The organism is Streptomyces avidinii (genome assembly GCF_045161815.1).
In the GTDB taxonomy this organism is placed as follows: Bacteria; Actinomycetota; Actinomycetes; order Streptomycetales; family Streptomycetaceae; genus Streptomyces; species Streptomyces avidinii.
The window spans coordinates 8,138,392-8,153,070 of sequence record NZ_CP108863.1; the positions used below are offsets into that span (position 1 = coordinate 8,138,392).

At 69.0% G+C, this 14,679-nt stretch carries 17 protein-coding genes and 4 pseudogenes; 11 read left to right on the forward strand and 10 right to left on the reverse strand.

Features of this window, described 5'->3' with window-relative positions; all coding sequences use genetic code 11:
- Window positions 1–17: 17 nt before the first annotated feature.
- Window positions 18–227 (reverse strand): hypothetical protein, encoded by a 210-nt coding sequence (locus OG373_RS36815; RefSeq protein ID WP_405443059.1) that lies wholly within the window; start codon window positions 225–227, stop codon window positions 18–20.
- A gap of 98 nt (window positions 228–325) precedes the next feature.
- A complete protein-coding gene (locus tag OG373_RS36820) occupies window positions 326–871 on the reverse strand; it encodes an SRPBCC family protein (RefSeq protein WP_405443060.1) in 546 nt (181 codons plus the stop codon).
- A gap of 147 nt (window positions 872–1,018) precedes the next feature.
- On the opposite strand from OG373_RS36820, the gene OG373_RS36825 reads away from it, so the two are divergent.
- From OG373_RS36825 to OG373_RS36835, 3 genes and pseudogenes are all read left to right on the forward strand, one after another.
- Window positions 1,019–1,918 (forward strand): helix-turn-helix domain-containing protein, encoded by a 900-nt coding sequence (locus tag OG373_RS36825; RefSeq protein ID WP_405443062.1) that lies wholly within the window; start codon window positions 1,019–1,021, stop codon window positions 1,916–1,918.
- Between the two features lie 155 nt (window positions 1,919–2,073).
- Complete coding sequence (locus tag OG373_RS36830) at window positions 2,074–3,048, forward strand: hypothetical protein (RefSeq protein WP_405443064.1); 975 nt, start codon at window positions 2,074–2,076, stop codon at window positions 3,046–3,048.
- A 90-nt stretch (window positions 3,049–3,138) separates the two neighbouring features.
- Window positions 3,139–3,279, forward strand: a pseudogene (locus OG373_RS36835) (alpha/beta hydrolase); the annotation flags it as partial.
- A gap of 188 nt (window positions 3,280–3,467) precedes the next feature.
- Here the strand turns inward: OG373_RS36835 and OG373_RS36840 are convergent.
- Window positions 3,468–4,013 (reverse strand): JmjC domain-containing protein, encoded by a 546-nt coding sequence (locus OG373_RS36840; RefSeq protein WP_405443066.1) that lies wholly within the window; start codon window positions 4,011–4,013, stop codon window positions 3,468–3,470.
- An 85-nt stretch (window positions 4,014–4,098) separates the two neighbouring features.
- Here OG373_RS36840 and OG373_RS36845 point away from each other — a divergent pair, with 85 nt between their 5' ends.
- The 3 genes and pseudogenes from OG373_RS36845 (at window position 4,099) to OG373_RS36855 (ending at window position 7,115) form a co-directional block, all read left to right on the forward strand.
- Window positions 4,099–5,097, forward strand: coding sequence for an endonuclease/exonuclease/phosphatase family protein (locus OG373_RS36845; RefSeq protein WP_405443068.1), 999 nt, complete (start codon window positions 4,099–4,101; stop codon window positions 5,095–5,097).
- A gap of 451 nt (window positions 5,098–5,548) precedes the next feature.
- Window positions 5,549–6,052 (forward strand): GNAT family N-acetyltransferase, encoded by a 504-nt coding sequence (locus OG373_RS36850; protein WP_405443070.1) that lies wholly within the window; start codon window positions 5,549–5,551, stop codon window positions 6,050–6,052.
- A 271-nt stretch (window positions 6,053–6,323) separates the two neighbouring features.
- A pseudogene (locus OG373_RS36855) lies at window positions 6,324–7,115 on the forward strand (IS5 family transposase).
- Here the strand turns inward: OG373_RS36855 and OG373_RS36860 are convergent.
- From OG373_RS36860 to OG373_RS36870, 3 genes are all read right to left on the reverse strand, one after another.
- Window positions 7,063–7,377, reverse strand: a complete 315-nt coding sequence (locus tag OG373_RS36860) for a hypothetical protein (RefSeq protein WP_405443071.1) — start codon at window positions 7,375–7,377, stop codon at window positions 7,063–7,065. The pseudogene OG373_RS36855 and the gene OG373_RS36860 sit on opposite strands and share 53 nt — an antisense overlap.
- A 69-nt stretch (window positions 7,378–7,446) precedes the next feature.
- Window positions 7,447–7,590, reverse strand: coding sequence for a hypothetical protein (locus OG373_RS36865; protein WP_405443073.1), 144 nt, complete (start codon window positions 7,588–7,590; stop codon window positions 7,447–7,449).
- A 706-nt stretch (window positions 7,591–8,296) separates the two neighbouring features.
- Window positions 8,297–8,677 carry a barstar family protein gene (locus OG373_RS36870; RefSeq protein WP_405443075.1) on the reverse strand — a complete coding sequence of 127 codons (381 nt, stop codon included), beginning with the start codon at window positions 8,675–8,677 and terminating at the stop codon, window positions 8,297–8,299.
- Between the two features lie 44 nt (window positions 8,678–8,721).
- On the opposite strand from OG373_RS36870, the gene OG373_RS36875 reads away from it, so the two are divergent.
- Complete coding sequence (locus OG373_RS36875) at window positions 8,722–9,072, forward strand: hypothetical protein (protein WP_405443076.1); 351 nt, start codon at window positions 8,722–8,724, stop codon at window positions 9,070–9,072.
- 869 nt (window positions 9,073–9,941) lie between these two features.
- Window positions 9,942–10,454 carry a hypothetical protein gene (locus OG373_RS36880; protein WP_405443077.1) on the forward strand — a complete coding sequence of 171 codons (513 nt, stop codon included), beginning with the start codon at window positions 9,942–9,944 and terminating at the stop codon, window positions 10,452–10,454.
- Window positions 10,455–10,488: 34 nt separating this feature from the next.
- On the opposite strand, the pseudogene OG373_RS36885 reads toward OG373_RS36880, so the two are convergent.
- Window positions 10,489–10,608, reverse strand: a pseudogene (locus tag OG373_RS36885) (IS5/IS1182 family transposase); the annotation flags it as partial.
- 106 nt (window positions 10,609–10,714) lie between these two features.
- Entirely contained in the window at window positions 10,715–11,125 is a 411-nt protein-coding gene (locus tag OG373_RS36890; protein ID WP_405443079.1) for a hypothetical protein, read from the reverse strand.
- An 88-nt stretch (window positions 11,126–11,213) separates the two neighbouring features.
- On the opposite strand from OG373_RS36890, the pseudogene OG373_RS36895 reads away from it, so the two are divergent.
- The 3 genes and pseudogenes from OG373_RS36895 to OG373_RS36905 all read left to right on the forward strand — a co-directional run.
- Window positions 11,214–11,779, forward strand: a pseudogene (locus OG373_RS36895) (transposase); the annotation flags it as partial.
- Window positions 11,780–11,891: 112 nt separating this feature from the next.
- A complete protein-coding gene (locus OG373_RS36900; protein ID WP_405443080.1) occupies window positions 11,892–12,359 on the forward strand; it encodes a hypothetical protein in 468 nt (155 codons plus the stop codon).
- Window positions 12,360–12,415: 56 nt separating this feature from the next.
- Complete coding sequence (locus tag OG373_RS36905; protein ID WP_405443081.1) at window positions 12,416–12,607, forward strand: hypothetical protein; 192 nt, start codon at window positions 12,416–12,418, stop codon at window positions 12,605–12,607.
- A 90-nt stretch (window positions 12,608–12,697) separates the two neighbouring features.
- Here the strand turns inward: OG373_RS36905 and OG373_RS36910 are convergent, their stop codons facing one another.
- A complete protein-coding gene (locus OG373_RS36910) occupies window positions 12,698–13,351 on the reverse strand; it encodes a M15 family metallopeptidase (protein ID WP_405443082.1) in 654 nt (217 codons plus the stop codon).
- A 56-nt stretch (window positions 13,352–13,407) separates the two neighbouring features.
- A complete protein-coding gene (locus OG373_RS36915; RefSeq protein ID WP_405443083.1) occupies window positions 13,408–14,625 on the reverse strand; it encodes an MDR family MFS transporter in 1,218 nt (405 codons plus the stop codon).
- Window positions 14,626–14,679: the final 54 nt, after the last annotated feature.

Genomic DNA, 14,679 nt, shown 5'->3' on the forward strand with positions numbered 1-14,679 from the left:
ACCGGAACGGGTCGCGGTCAGCGGCGGCGTTTGATTTCGCCGGGCGGTGTGTACAGCCGTCGCGCGGGGGACAGCTTGTCGAAGCGGGCCTCCCGCCGGGCCCGCTCCTCCATCTGCAGCCCGTCGAGGTTCCTCGTCCGTGTGGCCCTGTCGCTCCAGAGGAGATACGTGACCAGTGCGGCGACAGGCAGTCCCAGACATGCATAAAAGACGATCAAGCCGCTCATAGCTCCCCCTGGCTAAGATCAACAAGGATGCCGAGTCTGCTGGCGGCGCGGGGCGTGCGTCAAGACCCGACAGGGGAGCCCGTCGGCTGCGGCCGCCGCTACGACGGTTCGGATGTACCGATCCGCGGGGTCGTTCCCCCGGCCGGGGTTTCGGCGATCCATCGGGCGAGGGAGAGCAAGGTGGTTTCGACGCTGTTCGTCATGTAGTCGCGCAGGGCGTCGAGGTCGCCGCGGGTGGCGCCCAGCACGCGGTCGAGGCGCAGGAGGTGCCAGGACTGCTCGACGACGGTTCCACGTCCCCGGGGGTGGCAGGTCCAGCTCCACTGCACGATGCCGTCCTCGGCGCCGCCGACGACGAAAGCGAAGGCGGCGCCGGGTTCGGCCCGTACGACCTGGGAGCGGGTGGTCCACTGTCTGCCGTCCTTGTGGTTGCGGCCGCTGAACCAAGCTCCGACCCGGGGCCCGGCCCCCTGGTCGAACGTGACGTCGCTCGCGTTGGGGCTCCAGCGCCCGATCGCGGACACGTCACTGACCAGGTCGTAGACGCGGGCGGGTGCGGCATCGACCCAGGCGCGCCGGGTGAAGGCGAAATCCGATGGGTCCAGGACCTCGAAGAGGTCGTGTTCGCTGGCGGCGGTGTTCAAGGCGTCCTCCTGGACGGGTGGGTGGGTGGGTGGTGCCATGTCGGTGATGCCCACGTCATCACCGGTTCTGCCGGGGAGCCAGACCCGCCGGTGCCTATCCACGCCAGGGTCAGGCTGTGCCGTCGGGGTCGGCCCATACTCGGATCCATGAACGGAAAAGTGCGGCTCGGGGAGTTCCTGCAGACACGGCGCTCCCAGCTGCAACCGGAGGATCTCGGGATACCCGGCTACGGGGAGCGGCGCCGCGTGCCGGGTCTTCGACGCGAGGAGCTGGCCTCGCTTGCGGGTGTCAGCGTCTCCTACTACACCCGGCTGGAACAGGGGCAGTCCCTGAACGCCTCACCACAGGTACTGGACGCGATCGCCCGCGCCCTGCGGCTGGAGGAGGCCGAGCGCCTGCACTTGCACGACCTGGCCCGGTCGTCGGCCACGGGCTCAGGCCGGGGCCGTCGGCCCCCTCCGGAGCGGGTGACGGCGGCGACCGGCCAGCTGCTGGAGGCGCTGGTCCACGTCCCGGCGATCGTGAGCGGCCGCCGCAGTGACGTCCTGGCATGGAACCGGCTGGGCCATGCACTGTTCGCCGGACACCTGGACCCGGGCGCCCCGGACCGGCCGGCGGAGCGGCCCAACATGGCCCGGCTGGTGTTCCTCGACGCGCACACCCGTGACCTGTACGCCGACTGGTCGGCCAAGGCCAGGGCCGTGGTGGGGAATCTGCGCCTGGTGGCGGGCCGACACCCGGACGACACCGCGCTCCACGCCCTGGTGGGTGAACTGAGCTCGAAGAGCTCCGACTTCGCCTCGATGTGGGCCGACCACCGCGTCACGGCGTGCGCCGTCGCGACCTACGAGATGCGGCATCCGCTGGTCGGCCCGCTGACCGTCACCCAGCAGACCCTGAGCCAGGGCCCGGACCAGGCGCAGAACATCGTGGTCGCCACCACCGAGGCCGACTCGCCCGCGCGGACCACTCTGGCCCTGCTCGCCCAACTCGGCCCGCAGCACGACCCGCAACGACCGGGAGTCCGGGCCGGCTTCTCCGGCTGATCTTCCGGCACACACCACCCGACGCCGGGCAGACATCCGCGAGCGCCCGTCCGCCACTCCACTCACCCGGGTACGGGCGGCCTCCGCCACCGGCCTCCGCCACCGGCCTCCGCCACCTGTACCGCTGCCGCATGTCCGAAAACAGTGAAGGAACCATGTTCAGGAACACGTTGTCCAAGACCGCCGCGGCAGCCGCCGTACTGACCGCCGCGGTCGTCGCGGCCACCCCCGGCATCGCGTCGGCCGTCACCGCCCCGCTGAGCTGCGTGCGCATCGCCGCGCACTTCGACCTGGCCCGGCAGCAGACACCCGAGAACATCGCGCTGGCTCCCGACGGCAGCGCGTACGTCACCTTCGCCGCCGCCCGCCAGGTCGCCCGCATCACCCCCGGGGGATCCACCCGGATCCTGGCCACCCTCCCCGCACCCGCCGACGGCGGCATCCACACCCCGGTCCTGGGCTTCGCCCTGACCACCGGCATCGTCCGCGCTCACGACGGCACCCTGTACTTCCTGTACGCCACCGGCACCGCCGACCTGACCGGCCTGTGGCGCCTGCGCCCCGGCGGCGTGGCGCAGCGCATCGCCGCGCTGCCCGCGGCCGGCCTGCCCAACGGCCTGGCCCTGGACCCGCGCACCCGGACCCTCTACGTCACCGACTCCGTCCTCGGCACCATCTCGAGCGTGCCCACCACAGGAGGCACCCCCCACACCTGGTCCACCGACCCCGAACTGGCCTCCACCGGATTCCTCGGAGCCAACGGGCTGAAGATCCGCGAGGGGGCGCTGTGGGTCACCAACCTCGACCGGGGCACCGTCCTGCGCATACCCGTGCTGCGGGACGGTCGCGCCGGCCCGGTCCAGACCCGGGCCACAGGCCTGGCCGGGATCGACGACTTCGCCTTCACCGGCCACGGCGACCAGATCCTGGCCGCCCTCAACGGCCCCGGCGAGGTCGCCCTCGTCCAGCCCGACGGCACCCACTCCACCGTCCTGACCGCTGCCGACGGCCTGCAGAACCCCACCTCCATCGCCCTGCGCGGCGATACCGCTTACGTCCTGAGCGCCGCGTACGTCACGGCGAAGGACCCCAACCTCGTCCTGGCCCACCTGAACGACCAGGCCATGTAGCGAACATGGATCAATGCGGTGGAGGATGGGGCCAGCCATGGTGTGGAGCCAGGTTCACCTGCCTGGTGTCGATCCGAGGAGGCGGGCCAGTTGGCCGCTGTGGTGCTCGTTCATGGTCTGTATCACCGTCCCGAGCACTTCGCCGTGCCGGCGGAACGACTGCGGACTACGGGAACCGAGGTTGTCGTTCCTGAGCTCCACAGGGGCTCATTGCCCGCTGACACAGCCGTGCCTTCGCCCTGACGCGCATGTTGTCCAGGCGTCGTGATTCGTCGGCGCTCAGGTCCAGGGCGGGCACGAAGCGCACGATCTCGCCGTGGTTCGCCATGCTGCAGTTCACTACCTTGCTCATGGGTTCATGCTGCCAAAGTGCACTGACAGCCCGGTGTCCGGGACCGGTTCGCAGGTGCCGGAGCCGCTCAGGCCGTGTCTTTCGGATCAGGCAGTGTCAGGGAGCGGTGCCAGGTGTCGCGGGCCCGGTCTGATCCGAAAGACACGGCCTGGCCCCGCGGCAGGTACAGCGTGGCCCCGGCCTGCAGGACCACTTCGGCGAGCGGCGGCCCTTCGGGCTTGGCGGGGGCTTCGACGTTCAGGCGGAGAGGGTCCGTGCACGTCGCCCCGTCCAGGTTCCACCGCTTTGTTTCTTCAAGCTGCACGACCACGCCGTCATAGTCGTCCCAGTGGACGCCGAAGGCTTGGGTGGGGTGCCAGGCCGCGTACATGTTGGCCTGGACGTCGGTGCGGAAGTGCCTCTCCAGCGCCTCGGCCAGGGCTTGGACGCCGGGGTGAAGCTTGTCGACCGTGTCCAGGACGAGGGAGGCGCCTTGTGACGCGCTTCGGCTGTCCGGCCTACAGCTGGATCGCCGCCTCCCCCAGAACGCCATAGGTTCCGGCGAGAATGCGGGCAGTTGTCCGATTTGAACCGAAAGGGCTGCCCGTATGACTCGTCGCTGGTTCACATCCACCCTGTGCGCGCTCGCACTCCTGGCACCAGGGTCACTCGGCGCGGCTTCGGCCGCCGAGGGCGGGGGGACCACCCCTTTGCGGGTCATGACCCGCAACCTCTACCTGGGCGCCGACCTTGCGCCCGTCCTCGCCGCGACCAGCCCACAGGGGCTCGTCGCGGCGGTAACCGCGGTGTGGGCGAATGTCCAGGCGACGAACTTCCCCGAGCGCGCCGAAGCGCTGGCCGACGAGATCGCCGAAGCCGACCCTCACCTCGTGGGTGTCCAGGAAGCCGTTCTGTGGCGAAGCCAGACGCCCGCCGGGCCGGGCAGCGCCACCCACGTGGAGTACGACTTCCTGCAGATCCTTCTCGACGAACTCTCCGCCCGGGGCAAGCACTACAAGGCCGTGGCCAGCGTCACCGTCGGCAGCGACTTCGAGGCCCCGCGCTCCACGCCCAGCGGCCTGCAGGACATCCGCCTTACCGACCGCGACGTACTACTGGCCCGCACCGACCTGCCCGCACACAAATTCTCCGTGGCGAACGCGCAGGCCGCCCGGTTCCAGAACCACGTGCCCATCTGCCGTCCCGTGCTGGGCTGCCCGCCCAACCCGCCCCTGCGGATCGAGCGCGGCTGGGTCGCGGCCGACGCCACGCTACGAGGCCGCACCATCCGGGTGGTGACCACGCATCTCGAGCCCGCCGCCCCCGCCGTCCAGGAAGCACAGACCGATGAGCTGCTCGCGGGCCCGCTGAACACCACGCTCCCCACCGTGCTGCTCGGCGACCTCAACTCGGCGGCCGACGGAGTCGGCGCGACACCGGGGACGAACACCCAGAGCTACAGCCGCCTCCTGGCCGCCGGATTCACCGACGCCTGGATCGCCACCCGACACCGCAACCCCGGCTTCACCTGCTGCCAGGCCCCCGACCTGCGCAATCCCACCTCCAACCTCACTCAGCGCATCGACTACGTGCTCTTCCGCGGCAAGGTCACCGCACTTTCGACCAACCGGGTGGGCGAGGCGCAGGCCGACCGAACTCCGTCAGGATTGTGGCCCTCCGACCACGCCGGTATCAGCGGTGTGCTCCGGCTGCGTTGAGTGACACCCACGCAGCAGTAGGACCTTCGGGAGGGGGCACCTCCAACGCCCCCCAAGCGGAGGCTCCGCCACAGGGGCCTCCGCCTGGGGAATTACGTGGCGGTGGCCGGCACCGCGCACCAGGCGGACCGGGCGCTTGCGCCAGCGCCGGCTCCATCACACGGAAGCCGTGCCGTGCCCGGGCGGCTTCGAGGGCTCCCCAGTCCACGACCTCAGGGTCGCCGGGGATCTCCTGGTGCGCGATGTCGAGCAGCCAGGCCAGATCGACCTGCAGGAACATGCCCGTGCCGCGGGCTCAGAAGCCGTTGCCATACCGATCATCGAGTCTGTCGATCGAACGGGAGTCTCGATCGGGTGATCGCGGGCCCTGCCCGGCATGAGAGCAGGGCCTGGCGGTATACGGGGAAAATCCAGGGGAGCGGACGGCCGCGCGCTGCTACGGTCGGGCGCCATGAGCTGGCTTCCCGATGACTTCGTCCACCCCGTCCTGGTACCGCTGCCGGGCGGTGGCCATCACCTGCGGCCGATCCGGGAGGCGGACACCCCGCTCGACTATCCGGCTGTGATGGGTTCGCGCGAGCGGCTGTGGACCATCTTCGGCCCGGCCTGGGGCTGGCCCGCGGCCACGATGACCTACGAGGCCGACCAGGCCGACCTGTTGCGGCACGAGAAGGAGATCGCCGCACACCAGTCCTTCAACTACGCGCTGTTCGACGCGGCGGAGACAGCTCTGCTCGGCTGTGTCTACATCGACCCACCGGAGAGGGCCGGCGCGGACGGCGAGATCTCCTGGTGGGTGGTGGACGAGCTGGTGGGCGGCAAGGTCGAGCAGGCCCTCGACGCGCTGGTGCCGCAGTGGATCGCCGCCGACTGGCCGTTCGAGCAGCCGCGCTTCCTCGGCCGCGAGATCTCCTGGTCGGACTGGCTCGCCCTGCCGGAGCATCCGGGCACGTAAGTGGTTGTTGCCCGTACCGATCTCGAAGGCTGTCGATCGAACGGGAGTCTTGGTCGGGTGACTGCGGCGGTTTCCGCGCGTGAAAGCAGGGCCTCCTGGTAGCTCGGGGGTGCGATCCCATTCCGAGTGGTTCCCGGAGGCCCTGTTGTCTTTGTTGAACGTGCCCGAGCATGTTGACTTCAACCCGCCCGCCGTGTCGTGCGATTGCCTCGCGCACGTGTACGGCAACGCGGCCGACCATCCGGACCGGGTGCGTCGGTATCCGTCGGACATGACGGACGCGGGTGGGCGGCCGTCCGGCCGTTGCTGCCGGTGCCGGCCTGGTTCCAGGGGCGGGGTGGACGGCCCGAGGGCTACTGCCACCGGCAGCTGTTGGACGCGATCCGCTACCTGGTCGCGGGCGGGACCTCGTGGCGTGATGCCCGCGGACTTCCCCGCATGGGCCCGGGTCTACGCCTTCTTCCGCCGCTGGCGCGAGCACGGGCTGATCGCCGAGTTCCACGACCGGCTGCGCGGGACGGTCCGTTAGCACGAGGGCCGCGAGGCCGAGCCCACTGCGGGGATCATCGACGCGCAGTCGGTGCGGGCCGCCGCGACGGTGCCGGCCGCCTCACGCGGCTACGACGGCGGGGAGAAGGTGCCGGGCCGCAAGCGGCACATCGTGACCGACACCCTCGGCCTGCTCCTGGCCGTCGCGGTCACGGCTGCGAACATCGGCGACCGGGACGCTGCGGCGGGCCTGCTGATGCGGCTGCGCCGTCGGCACCGCGACATCACCCTCGTGTGGGCCGACGGCGGCTACACCGGCTCCCTCGTCGGCTGGTGCCGGGACAAACTCGCCCTGACCTTGGAGATCGTCAAACGCACCGACGACATGGCAGGGTTCGTAGTGCTGCCGAGGCGGTGGGTGGCAGAGCGCACGTTCGCATGGTTGATGAACTCCCGCCGTCTGGCCCGGGACTACGAGACCCTGCCCGCCACCAGCGAGGCGATGATCCGGTGGTCGATGGTCACGCGGATGAGCCGGCGTCTGGGACGGCCACGGTCCGCCGGCCGGCGCTGAACGCCCCCGACGCCTTCAGGAGGAGCCACCCGCGCTCCGCCAGGCGCCGGGCTTTCGACCGCAGCCCCTCGACCTTCGCCGGCGTCGCGTCAAGGCCCAGCTCCACCGCGATCTCCTTGGCCCGAAGCGGTCCGTGACCCGTGGATCGCTGCTGTTCCAGCACGCCCAGAATGCGCTGATGGTCCGGCGCCAAAGCCGTCACCGGCAGCCCTTCCCGCCAGGGCGGCACCGTCGAGCCCGGCACCGGCGCGAGCGACAGCACCGCTTTCTCCTCGGCCTCGGTCCCGGCGGTGGTCTCGGCAGCCGAGGCTGCCAGGGCCTCGACCAGCTCTTACCGCGCGATCACCCGCCGGTCCAGCTCGATCTCGGCGGCCTCCAACAGCTCAGCCAACCGGGCGACTTCCTCCCGTAGCCCTTCCACCCGCAAACGGGCCGCTGTCTCCCGCTCCTCCAGCATTCCCAGCACCGACGCCATCGCGCACCCTCGCTCACGGAGCGGAAACAAGACGCCGGATGTCTCTCTCATTCCGAGATACACCATGCCTGACCAGCAGAAATCAACGGATCACGGTCGGTTGAGATACGGCTTCTGAGGTCACTCCCGAGGGCGTGGGACCAGGAGACGTCGGGAGTGTGCGCCCGCACGGTCGACAAGATCGCACGACAGGCCGGGGCGCATGGGGCAGATCATCACATCGGGCGAGCCTTCATTCCGGCACAACGCCTGATCACTCCGCTAGGCCGTCTCTTTCGGATCTTGCCGGGCCCGCGACGCCCGGCACCGCACCCGGCTGCGTTGTCGGTGCGCCCGAGTACGTCCAGTACTCGGGCGCACCTCCGCCTTGCCGGGCACGGCACCGGACGCCGCGGGCTCGGCCGACAAGATCCGAAAGAGACGGCCTAGGCGACCAAGATCGATCTCACTGATACCCGCGGCACCGATGCCCCTCGAGGGCGAAGCACGTCCGAGCTCCCGAAGCAGGCACCCGGGCGTTTGCGAGACTCGGCGACATCACTCTGCAGCGGTATCGGATGGTGGCCTTGGATGTCCGGCCTGAGGCGGACCTGCCGCGGATCCGCAAGCTCTTGGAAGACGGTGAGGCAATGAGATGGTGGCACTGGGAGGAGGGGCGTGTCATGGCCGCCTGGGACGCTGCAGCAGAGTGATGAAGATCGCCTGCTTAGCCTCGGCGGTTGGCGTCCAGCCATTCGTCGCTGTTCCACATGACGGGCATGGCGCCGACCGGGTCGAATCGAATGTCGGGGTCATTGCTGTGGAGCAGGCAGATCAGCCGGCGCTGAAGTACGGCCGCGCGACGGGCTCGATCGGCGATGATGTCGAGTACGACTTGCGCCGCCCTGGGGCAGGCAGCTGCGAATCGGTCGTAGTCGGTGAAGGTGAGGACCAGTCCCGCGCCTTCCGCTGAATCGCCGTAACCGCCGTAGCAGGCCACATCGCCGAGGCAGTCGTTGAGTGCGTCAAGGTTGTGGCCGTAGTAGTCGGGGAACTGCAGGGCGGCAGCGATGGCACGGTGCATGTCCTGTTCTGTTCCGTGCTCCATTGGCCCGCTGCCAGCCGAACGACCCGGAAGTCACGGTCTTCGAGATGCTGCACAGCCTGGTTGAGGAGCCGCTGGCGCCAGAAGAGGGTGACGAACGTGTTGCCCATGTACTCGATGCCAGGGAAGCGGCTCATTGGGGTGTTCGGCGCCGGCTTCAAGGCGGCGTGACGACGGTATTCGCCCAGCAGTCGGAAGAACTCCTCGACCGGAGTGGAGCCGTCCGGGGTGTTGCGTTCAATCTCCGCGGCCCAACCGAGGGAGCTGGAAATGCCGTGATGCTGACGCAGCCACTGGCTGAAGTGCCCGTCGGGCCAGAAGTCGAAGGGTTCGCCAATGGAATGCACGCCGAGCGCGGCTTGGTAGCCGTTCAGGATGGATTGCAGGTGCAGGAGTGATCCGTCGGGCAGCCACATGCCGGGGCGGAGACGAATCTGCTCGAGGAAGTCGTACGCGTCCGTGCATTCCTGCCAGTGCTTGACGGTGCTCTGCGGGTCGTTGTCGGTCGGCATGGGGTGAGCCTAAGGGGCGGGTGGGAGTCGTCCGTCAGCGAATGAGTGCAGGCGCGAGGCCCACAGGTGGCGCTGCACCGACTGCTTGGTCCCGCCCCAGCTGGCCAATGAAGAACGCCGGGCGCTCCTGCCTCCTCGGCCAGGTCAACCCGGAGACTTCGACAATCACGCCAAAAATGACCAAGACCGGTGCAGTCCCACTAGCCTCTGCACTGGCACGACCGTGCCGCCAGCAACCGCACATCATGCCTTCGCCGCGCCGGCCGGGCCGCCCTGGCCGGTCACGAGCGCGGCTGGTAGACCGTCCCGCCGGCCGACGGACTCACCTGCACCGGCTGCGCGGCGGAGCGTGAACGGCGCCTGCGGTCTCCGCACGCCGGCACCCGGACACCCTCCAGTGCGTCCTGCGCTCCTCTTCCTTATCTGTGAGGCGCCCGCGACCTCGCTTCCTGGGTATCGCGAACGCCTCCCGGCAGTGTGCGACCGCACCGACCACCAGGTGGTGCTCGTCGCCGCCGACAGCCGCACCCGACGCTCCTTGCATCGGCTCCGCCCAGTACGTCGTCGTCCCGGGAGATGTGGCAGCTCGGACGTTTGGGCCGGCCGGTGGGGCCGTGCAGGGGGCCGGGGCTGCCGTGTGGGTGAGGCCGCCGGTGTGGCAGACGCCGAACAGGGCAGCCGAACAGAAGAGTTCTCCGCGAACGCAGGACCGGATTCAGGGTGCAGACCCGGAAGGATGCGTCGTGGACAAATCTTTGCTGGCCCAGATCGAAGCAGCCGTCGGCAGGGGGAAGGTTGTCGTCTCGGCAGACGATGACGCAGTCGTGGCTCTCGTGCTGGAAACCGTCAAGAGTGGCAGAACCGCTTCCTTCTACCTGTCCCGTGAGCAGGCCCGCATCCTCCGGGACCTGCACTGGACATCCGAGCTCGTCAAGAGTTCCCGGCTGGAACCGGTGTCGGCCGAGGAGAAGGCGCGGATCGAGTCCGAGCTGGGGATCGCGGACATCGGCGCCTTCCGCTTCGGCCGCTTTGCGTGCAAGGAGGGCCACGAGTTCGGCGCGTTCGACTTCCTGCAGCACGGAATCCGGGAGCATGGGCTGGATGGGGTGAAGGCGATCTTCGAGATGAAGCACGCGGCCTTCCTCCGCGTCAACCCGTACTTCGCCGTCAACTGCGCCACCTGCGACCAGCCGATGGAAGGCGGCATCACGTACGAAGGCGACACCTATGCCGGGTGCTCCTACCCGGACCCGCCGGTCTGCATGTAGTCGCCTCCGGCCTCGCCGGCCGCGACAGGCACCACGGCCGACCCGTGTCCAGGCCTTTCCCTCTCTGGTCGGCCCGCCAGGCCGACAGGATGGGATCGATCAACTCCCACCGGCCAGCGGACAGAGCACTCGGGTACGGCTCCTGTAACACCACCGAACACCCTGCCAGAAGAATTTTTGCAACCTGCCTCTGAAGGCTGAACTGCAAAGTCCCCCGCGCCGGCGGCGCGGGGGACTGGGTGCGTTGGTCGGGTAGAGAATTACGATCCGTCGTAGACGGGCACCCAGGAGCTGCACCCGACGGTGTCACGGCAGACCTGAACCCAGTCCACCTTCACGCCGTAGGTGCTGGGGTCCCATACATAGGTCGCTCCACCCGAGCTGCTCCCTCCAGCCCAAAGCCCGTTCGGTGCGTACTTCGAGGACTGGTAGCCGAACGCCTTTTCGCCGTTGTTGAAATGGACGTTGGCGTAAACCCCATGCCCGTCAGCGGTGTTGTCCTTGACGAAGATTGCGTTGTTGTATCCGTTGGGCCGGCCGGTGACATAGTCGCTGCCGTAGTAGGCGGTCCTGGTAGCGGCGCTGGCGGGTGACGAAGCCAGGGTGAGGATGCTGACTGCTGCGGCAGTGACTCCGAGTGCACGTATGGCGTGCTTCCGTGTCTTGATCACGGTGAGGACTCTGATCTGTACTTGGCAGTAGCCCAGTGGGATTCACGGGACCTTCACACAGCTTGACTGATTGCGATCTACGGCCTCCGGCTCTCAGGGCCCACTGTCGATCACCGAAGGCAGCGTGATCCGCCTGACGGTCGAGAGACTGCCCAGCGGAGGGGTGAACAAGCCCGTCTGGCTGTGGTGGTCGGGCAACAGCGCTGCCACTCGGGACGTCGACCGGTGCTGGCAGGCATTCCTGCGAAGGTTCGAGGTGGAGCACACGTTCAGGCTGCTCAAGCAGACTCTCGGCTGGACCAGGCCCAAGCTGCGGGACTCGGCGGCGGCAGACCGCTTGGCCTGGCTCGTCCTGGCCGCACACGCTCAGCGCCGTCTCGCCCGCCCACTCGCTCAGGATCTGCGGCGGCCATGGAAGCGGCCGGCGGAATCGAACAGACTCACCCCGGCTCGGGTCCGGCGGGGGTTCAGGAACCTGCGAGCGAAGACGGGCACGCCAGCCGGTGCACCGAAAACGACCAGGCCCGGCCCCGGCCGCCCCGCCCGCTCGGCTCGAAGAACCGACAGCCTGCCACCCGCTACGACGTCGGACGAGTCCTCGCCACCGGCGAGTCCTACACCCGACCCGCACACCACAAGTCGGCACCAAACCCAAACCCAGACGCAGCTCAGAGCCGAGTACGGCAGCGTGAATCTCCGGGCCGACAGCGTGGAGGTCGTGCGACGATTCGTTGGCCAACAGAGTCACGAGCCGGGATGAAGGACGATGGAGTACATCAACCTGGACGCGCAGGTCGGCAACCTGTCAGGCATCCTTTCTCCTGCTCGATACCTGGAGGTTCTGCCTTCGCTGGCTCACGATCTGCCGCTCGGGGCCCGGGGTTTCGCGACTGCCCCAGAGCACTACGACTTCTCCAGCAAGCGGTGTGTGAAGGACCTGGAGCTCCAGCACGTCCAGGGCGTCGGATCTGACGACCAGCAGATGGAGATCCAGTTCCGGCACAACTGCTGGAAGCACGACGAAGACCTGGTCATCCGCTACGCAGGCGTCTCCAGCTTTAATGCCGAAGGCATCAAGGACAACGACTGGGCAAGCCTAGGGACCGTAATCCTCGACGAGGTCCTGCCCCACCAGAACGGCTGCAGCCACGAGATCGCGTTCTGGACCGGCTCACTCTCCATCGTCTGCCGTGACCTGGTCGCGACCTGGACCGAGGCCGGCTGCCCAGGTTAAACGGCCGGTTCAGGCAGCGAGACCCGTTCTCCATCTCGGACATTGCACGCCGGGCGGTGAAGCTCCTCGGCGGCGACTGGCACGCCGAGTCCGGCTACTGGGGCGGCGTCTGCGAGACGGATCCGGACTTTCAGGCGCCCGAGCCGATGGGCTTCCTGTGTGGTCTGGCCGGCAGTATGCAGGTGTGGCGGACTCCTGCTTCCGATCGCTGGATTGCCCTGGCCATCGGCCAGGCTGATCCACTGTGAGGATGCGGTCGAGTTGCTGGCACCGCGCCTGCCGGACCGCAGTGGCTGAGCGCCGACCGCCAGGCGGGCCGTCCCGGCGGCCCCTCCGCTTCACACCAGTTCGTGCGGACCGTACATCGCGTGTGCCGCGCCTGTGGCGAGGGCCCAGTAGCGGTCGCCGTAGGACCAGTGCCACCATTCCGTCGGGTAGTTGACGAGACCTGCCTCGATCAGTGCCGCGGACAGGACCGTCCGGTGGGCGCGCGCGGACCCGGTGATGTTGCGAGCGTGGGTGTAGCAGCCGCCGTCGCTCTCCTCCGGGGAGGCGTTCATGCGCGTACCGAGGTCGAGCTCGCGGCCGTCGGCGTCTGCCAGGGTCACGTCCACGGCCGCTCCGGCACTGTGCGGCGCGATGTCAGGAGGCGAGACGTAGCGGCTCGCCGCCCCATGCACTTCGCCGGGAAGCCAGTCGGTGTGGGCAGCACGCAAGGCGTCCGCGTACTCCTCGAAGTACCGCTTCTGCAGCGCCGGGGGCCGGTAGCCCTCGACGAATAGCAGCCGCAGCCCGTCGGGCAGCAGGGTCTGAGCGTGGAGCAGCCGCTCCAGGACACCTGTGCGGACGTGACAGAACGCTCCTACGTCGTCCGCCTTGCGGAGGTCGAGCAGCAGGCGGCGCTCGGAGCGGACATCGGTGAGGGCCTCCCCGCACTCCAGGACCGGTAGGGCTGCGACCCTCGGGTCCGACATCAAGATGATCTCGTTCATGGACGCATCACTGCCCGCGTCGACGCCCGCAAACCCACCTTTCGGCGCGAGGGGCGTCACACGGGACGTCGCGTGAGCGCCCAGAAGCCGCCGGCCGCCGCCGTGCCCACCACCGCGCAGGCACCCCACACCACCCCCGCCCCGAAGCGGTCCATCGCCGCCCCGCCGGCCGCCGGGCCCACCAACGACGCCGCCGCCCACGCCAGTGCGTGGACGCCCTGGTAGCGGCCGCGCGCCGGCAGCGGCGACAGGCCGGCCACGGCCGCCGCGGACGCCGGCGTGTAGACGATCTCACCCAGCGTCCACACGGTGACGCTGAGGGCGTAGAGCCAAACGGACCCGGACGGCCCGGCCGGACCCGAGGTCCCGGCGAAGGCCGTCAGGCCGAACCCCCACCCGAGCAGCAGGGCGCCCAACGGCAGCACCGCGTCCGTTCCCCGCTTGCCCGCCCAGCGGGCCAGAGGTATTTGGAGCAATACGATCAACAGGCCGTTCAGGGCCACCACGCGCCCGTAGTCGGAGGCGCCGAAACCGGATCTGCCCATGTCCACCGGCAGCGTGGTGAACGCCTGCTGGATGATCGTTCCCAGCAGGAAGGTCAGTGCGACCAGGGCCATGAAGGGCCTGTCCCGGCACACCTGTGACAGCCCGATCACTGGCGCTGTGCCGCCGGTCCCCGCCTCGGACGGGCGTGTCTCGGGTACGCGTACGAAGACGACCATCGCGCACAGCAGGGTCGTCAGCGCATCGCCGAGGAACAGCCACACCCACCCGTGGGCGGAGATCAGACCGGCTGCGGCCGCCGAGACGCCGAAACCCACGTTGACGGCCCAGTAGTTCAACGAGTGGGCCCGTATCTGGTCCTCCGGGGCGACCAGGTCGGCCATCATCGCGGAGACCGCAGGACGGGACGCGTTGCTGGCCAGACCCACCCCGCACGCCGTCACGGCGATCGCGGTCGGCTGGGTGACCAGACCCAGCACCGCCGTGCTCGCCGCCGTGGCCAGCGACGCGGCCAGCAGGGTCGCGCGTCGGCCGATCCGGTCGCTCAGCACACCGCCGATCACCGCGGCCACCGACCCGCCCAGACCGTAGAGCGCCGCGACCAGACCGGCGTACGAGGCGGAGAAGCTCCGCTCGACCGTCAGGTACATGGCGAGGAAGGTGACGACGAAGCCGCCCAGCCGGTTGACCAGCGTGCTCGTCCACAACCACCAGTAGGCGGCGGGAAGTCCGGAGAACGTCTCGCGCACGGCCCGTCCGGCAACTGACATCGCGCTCAGGCGAGGGTCACGTAGACGGCGTTGTCGTCTTCGAACGGGTTGGTA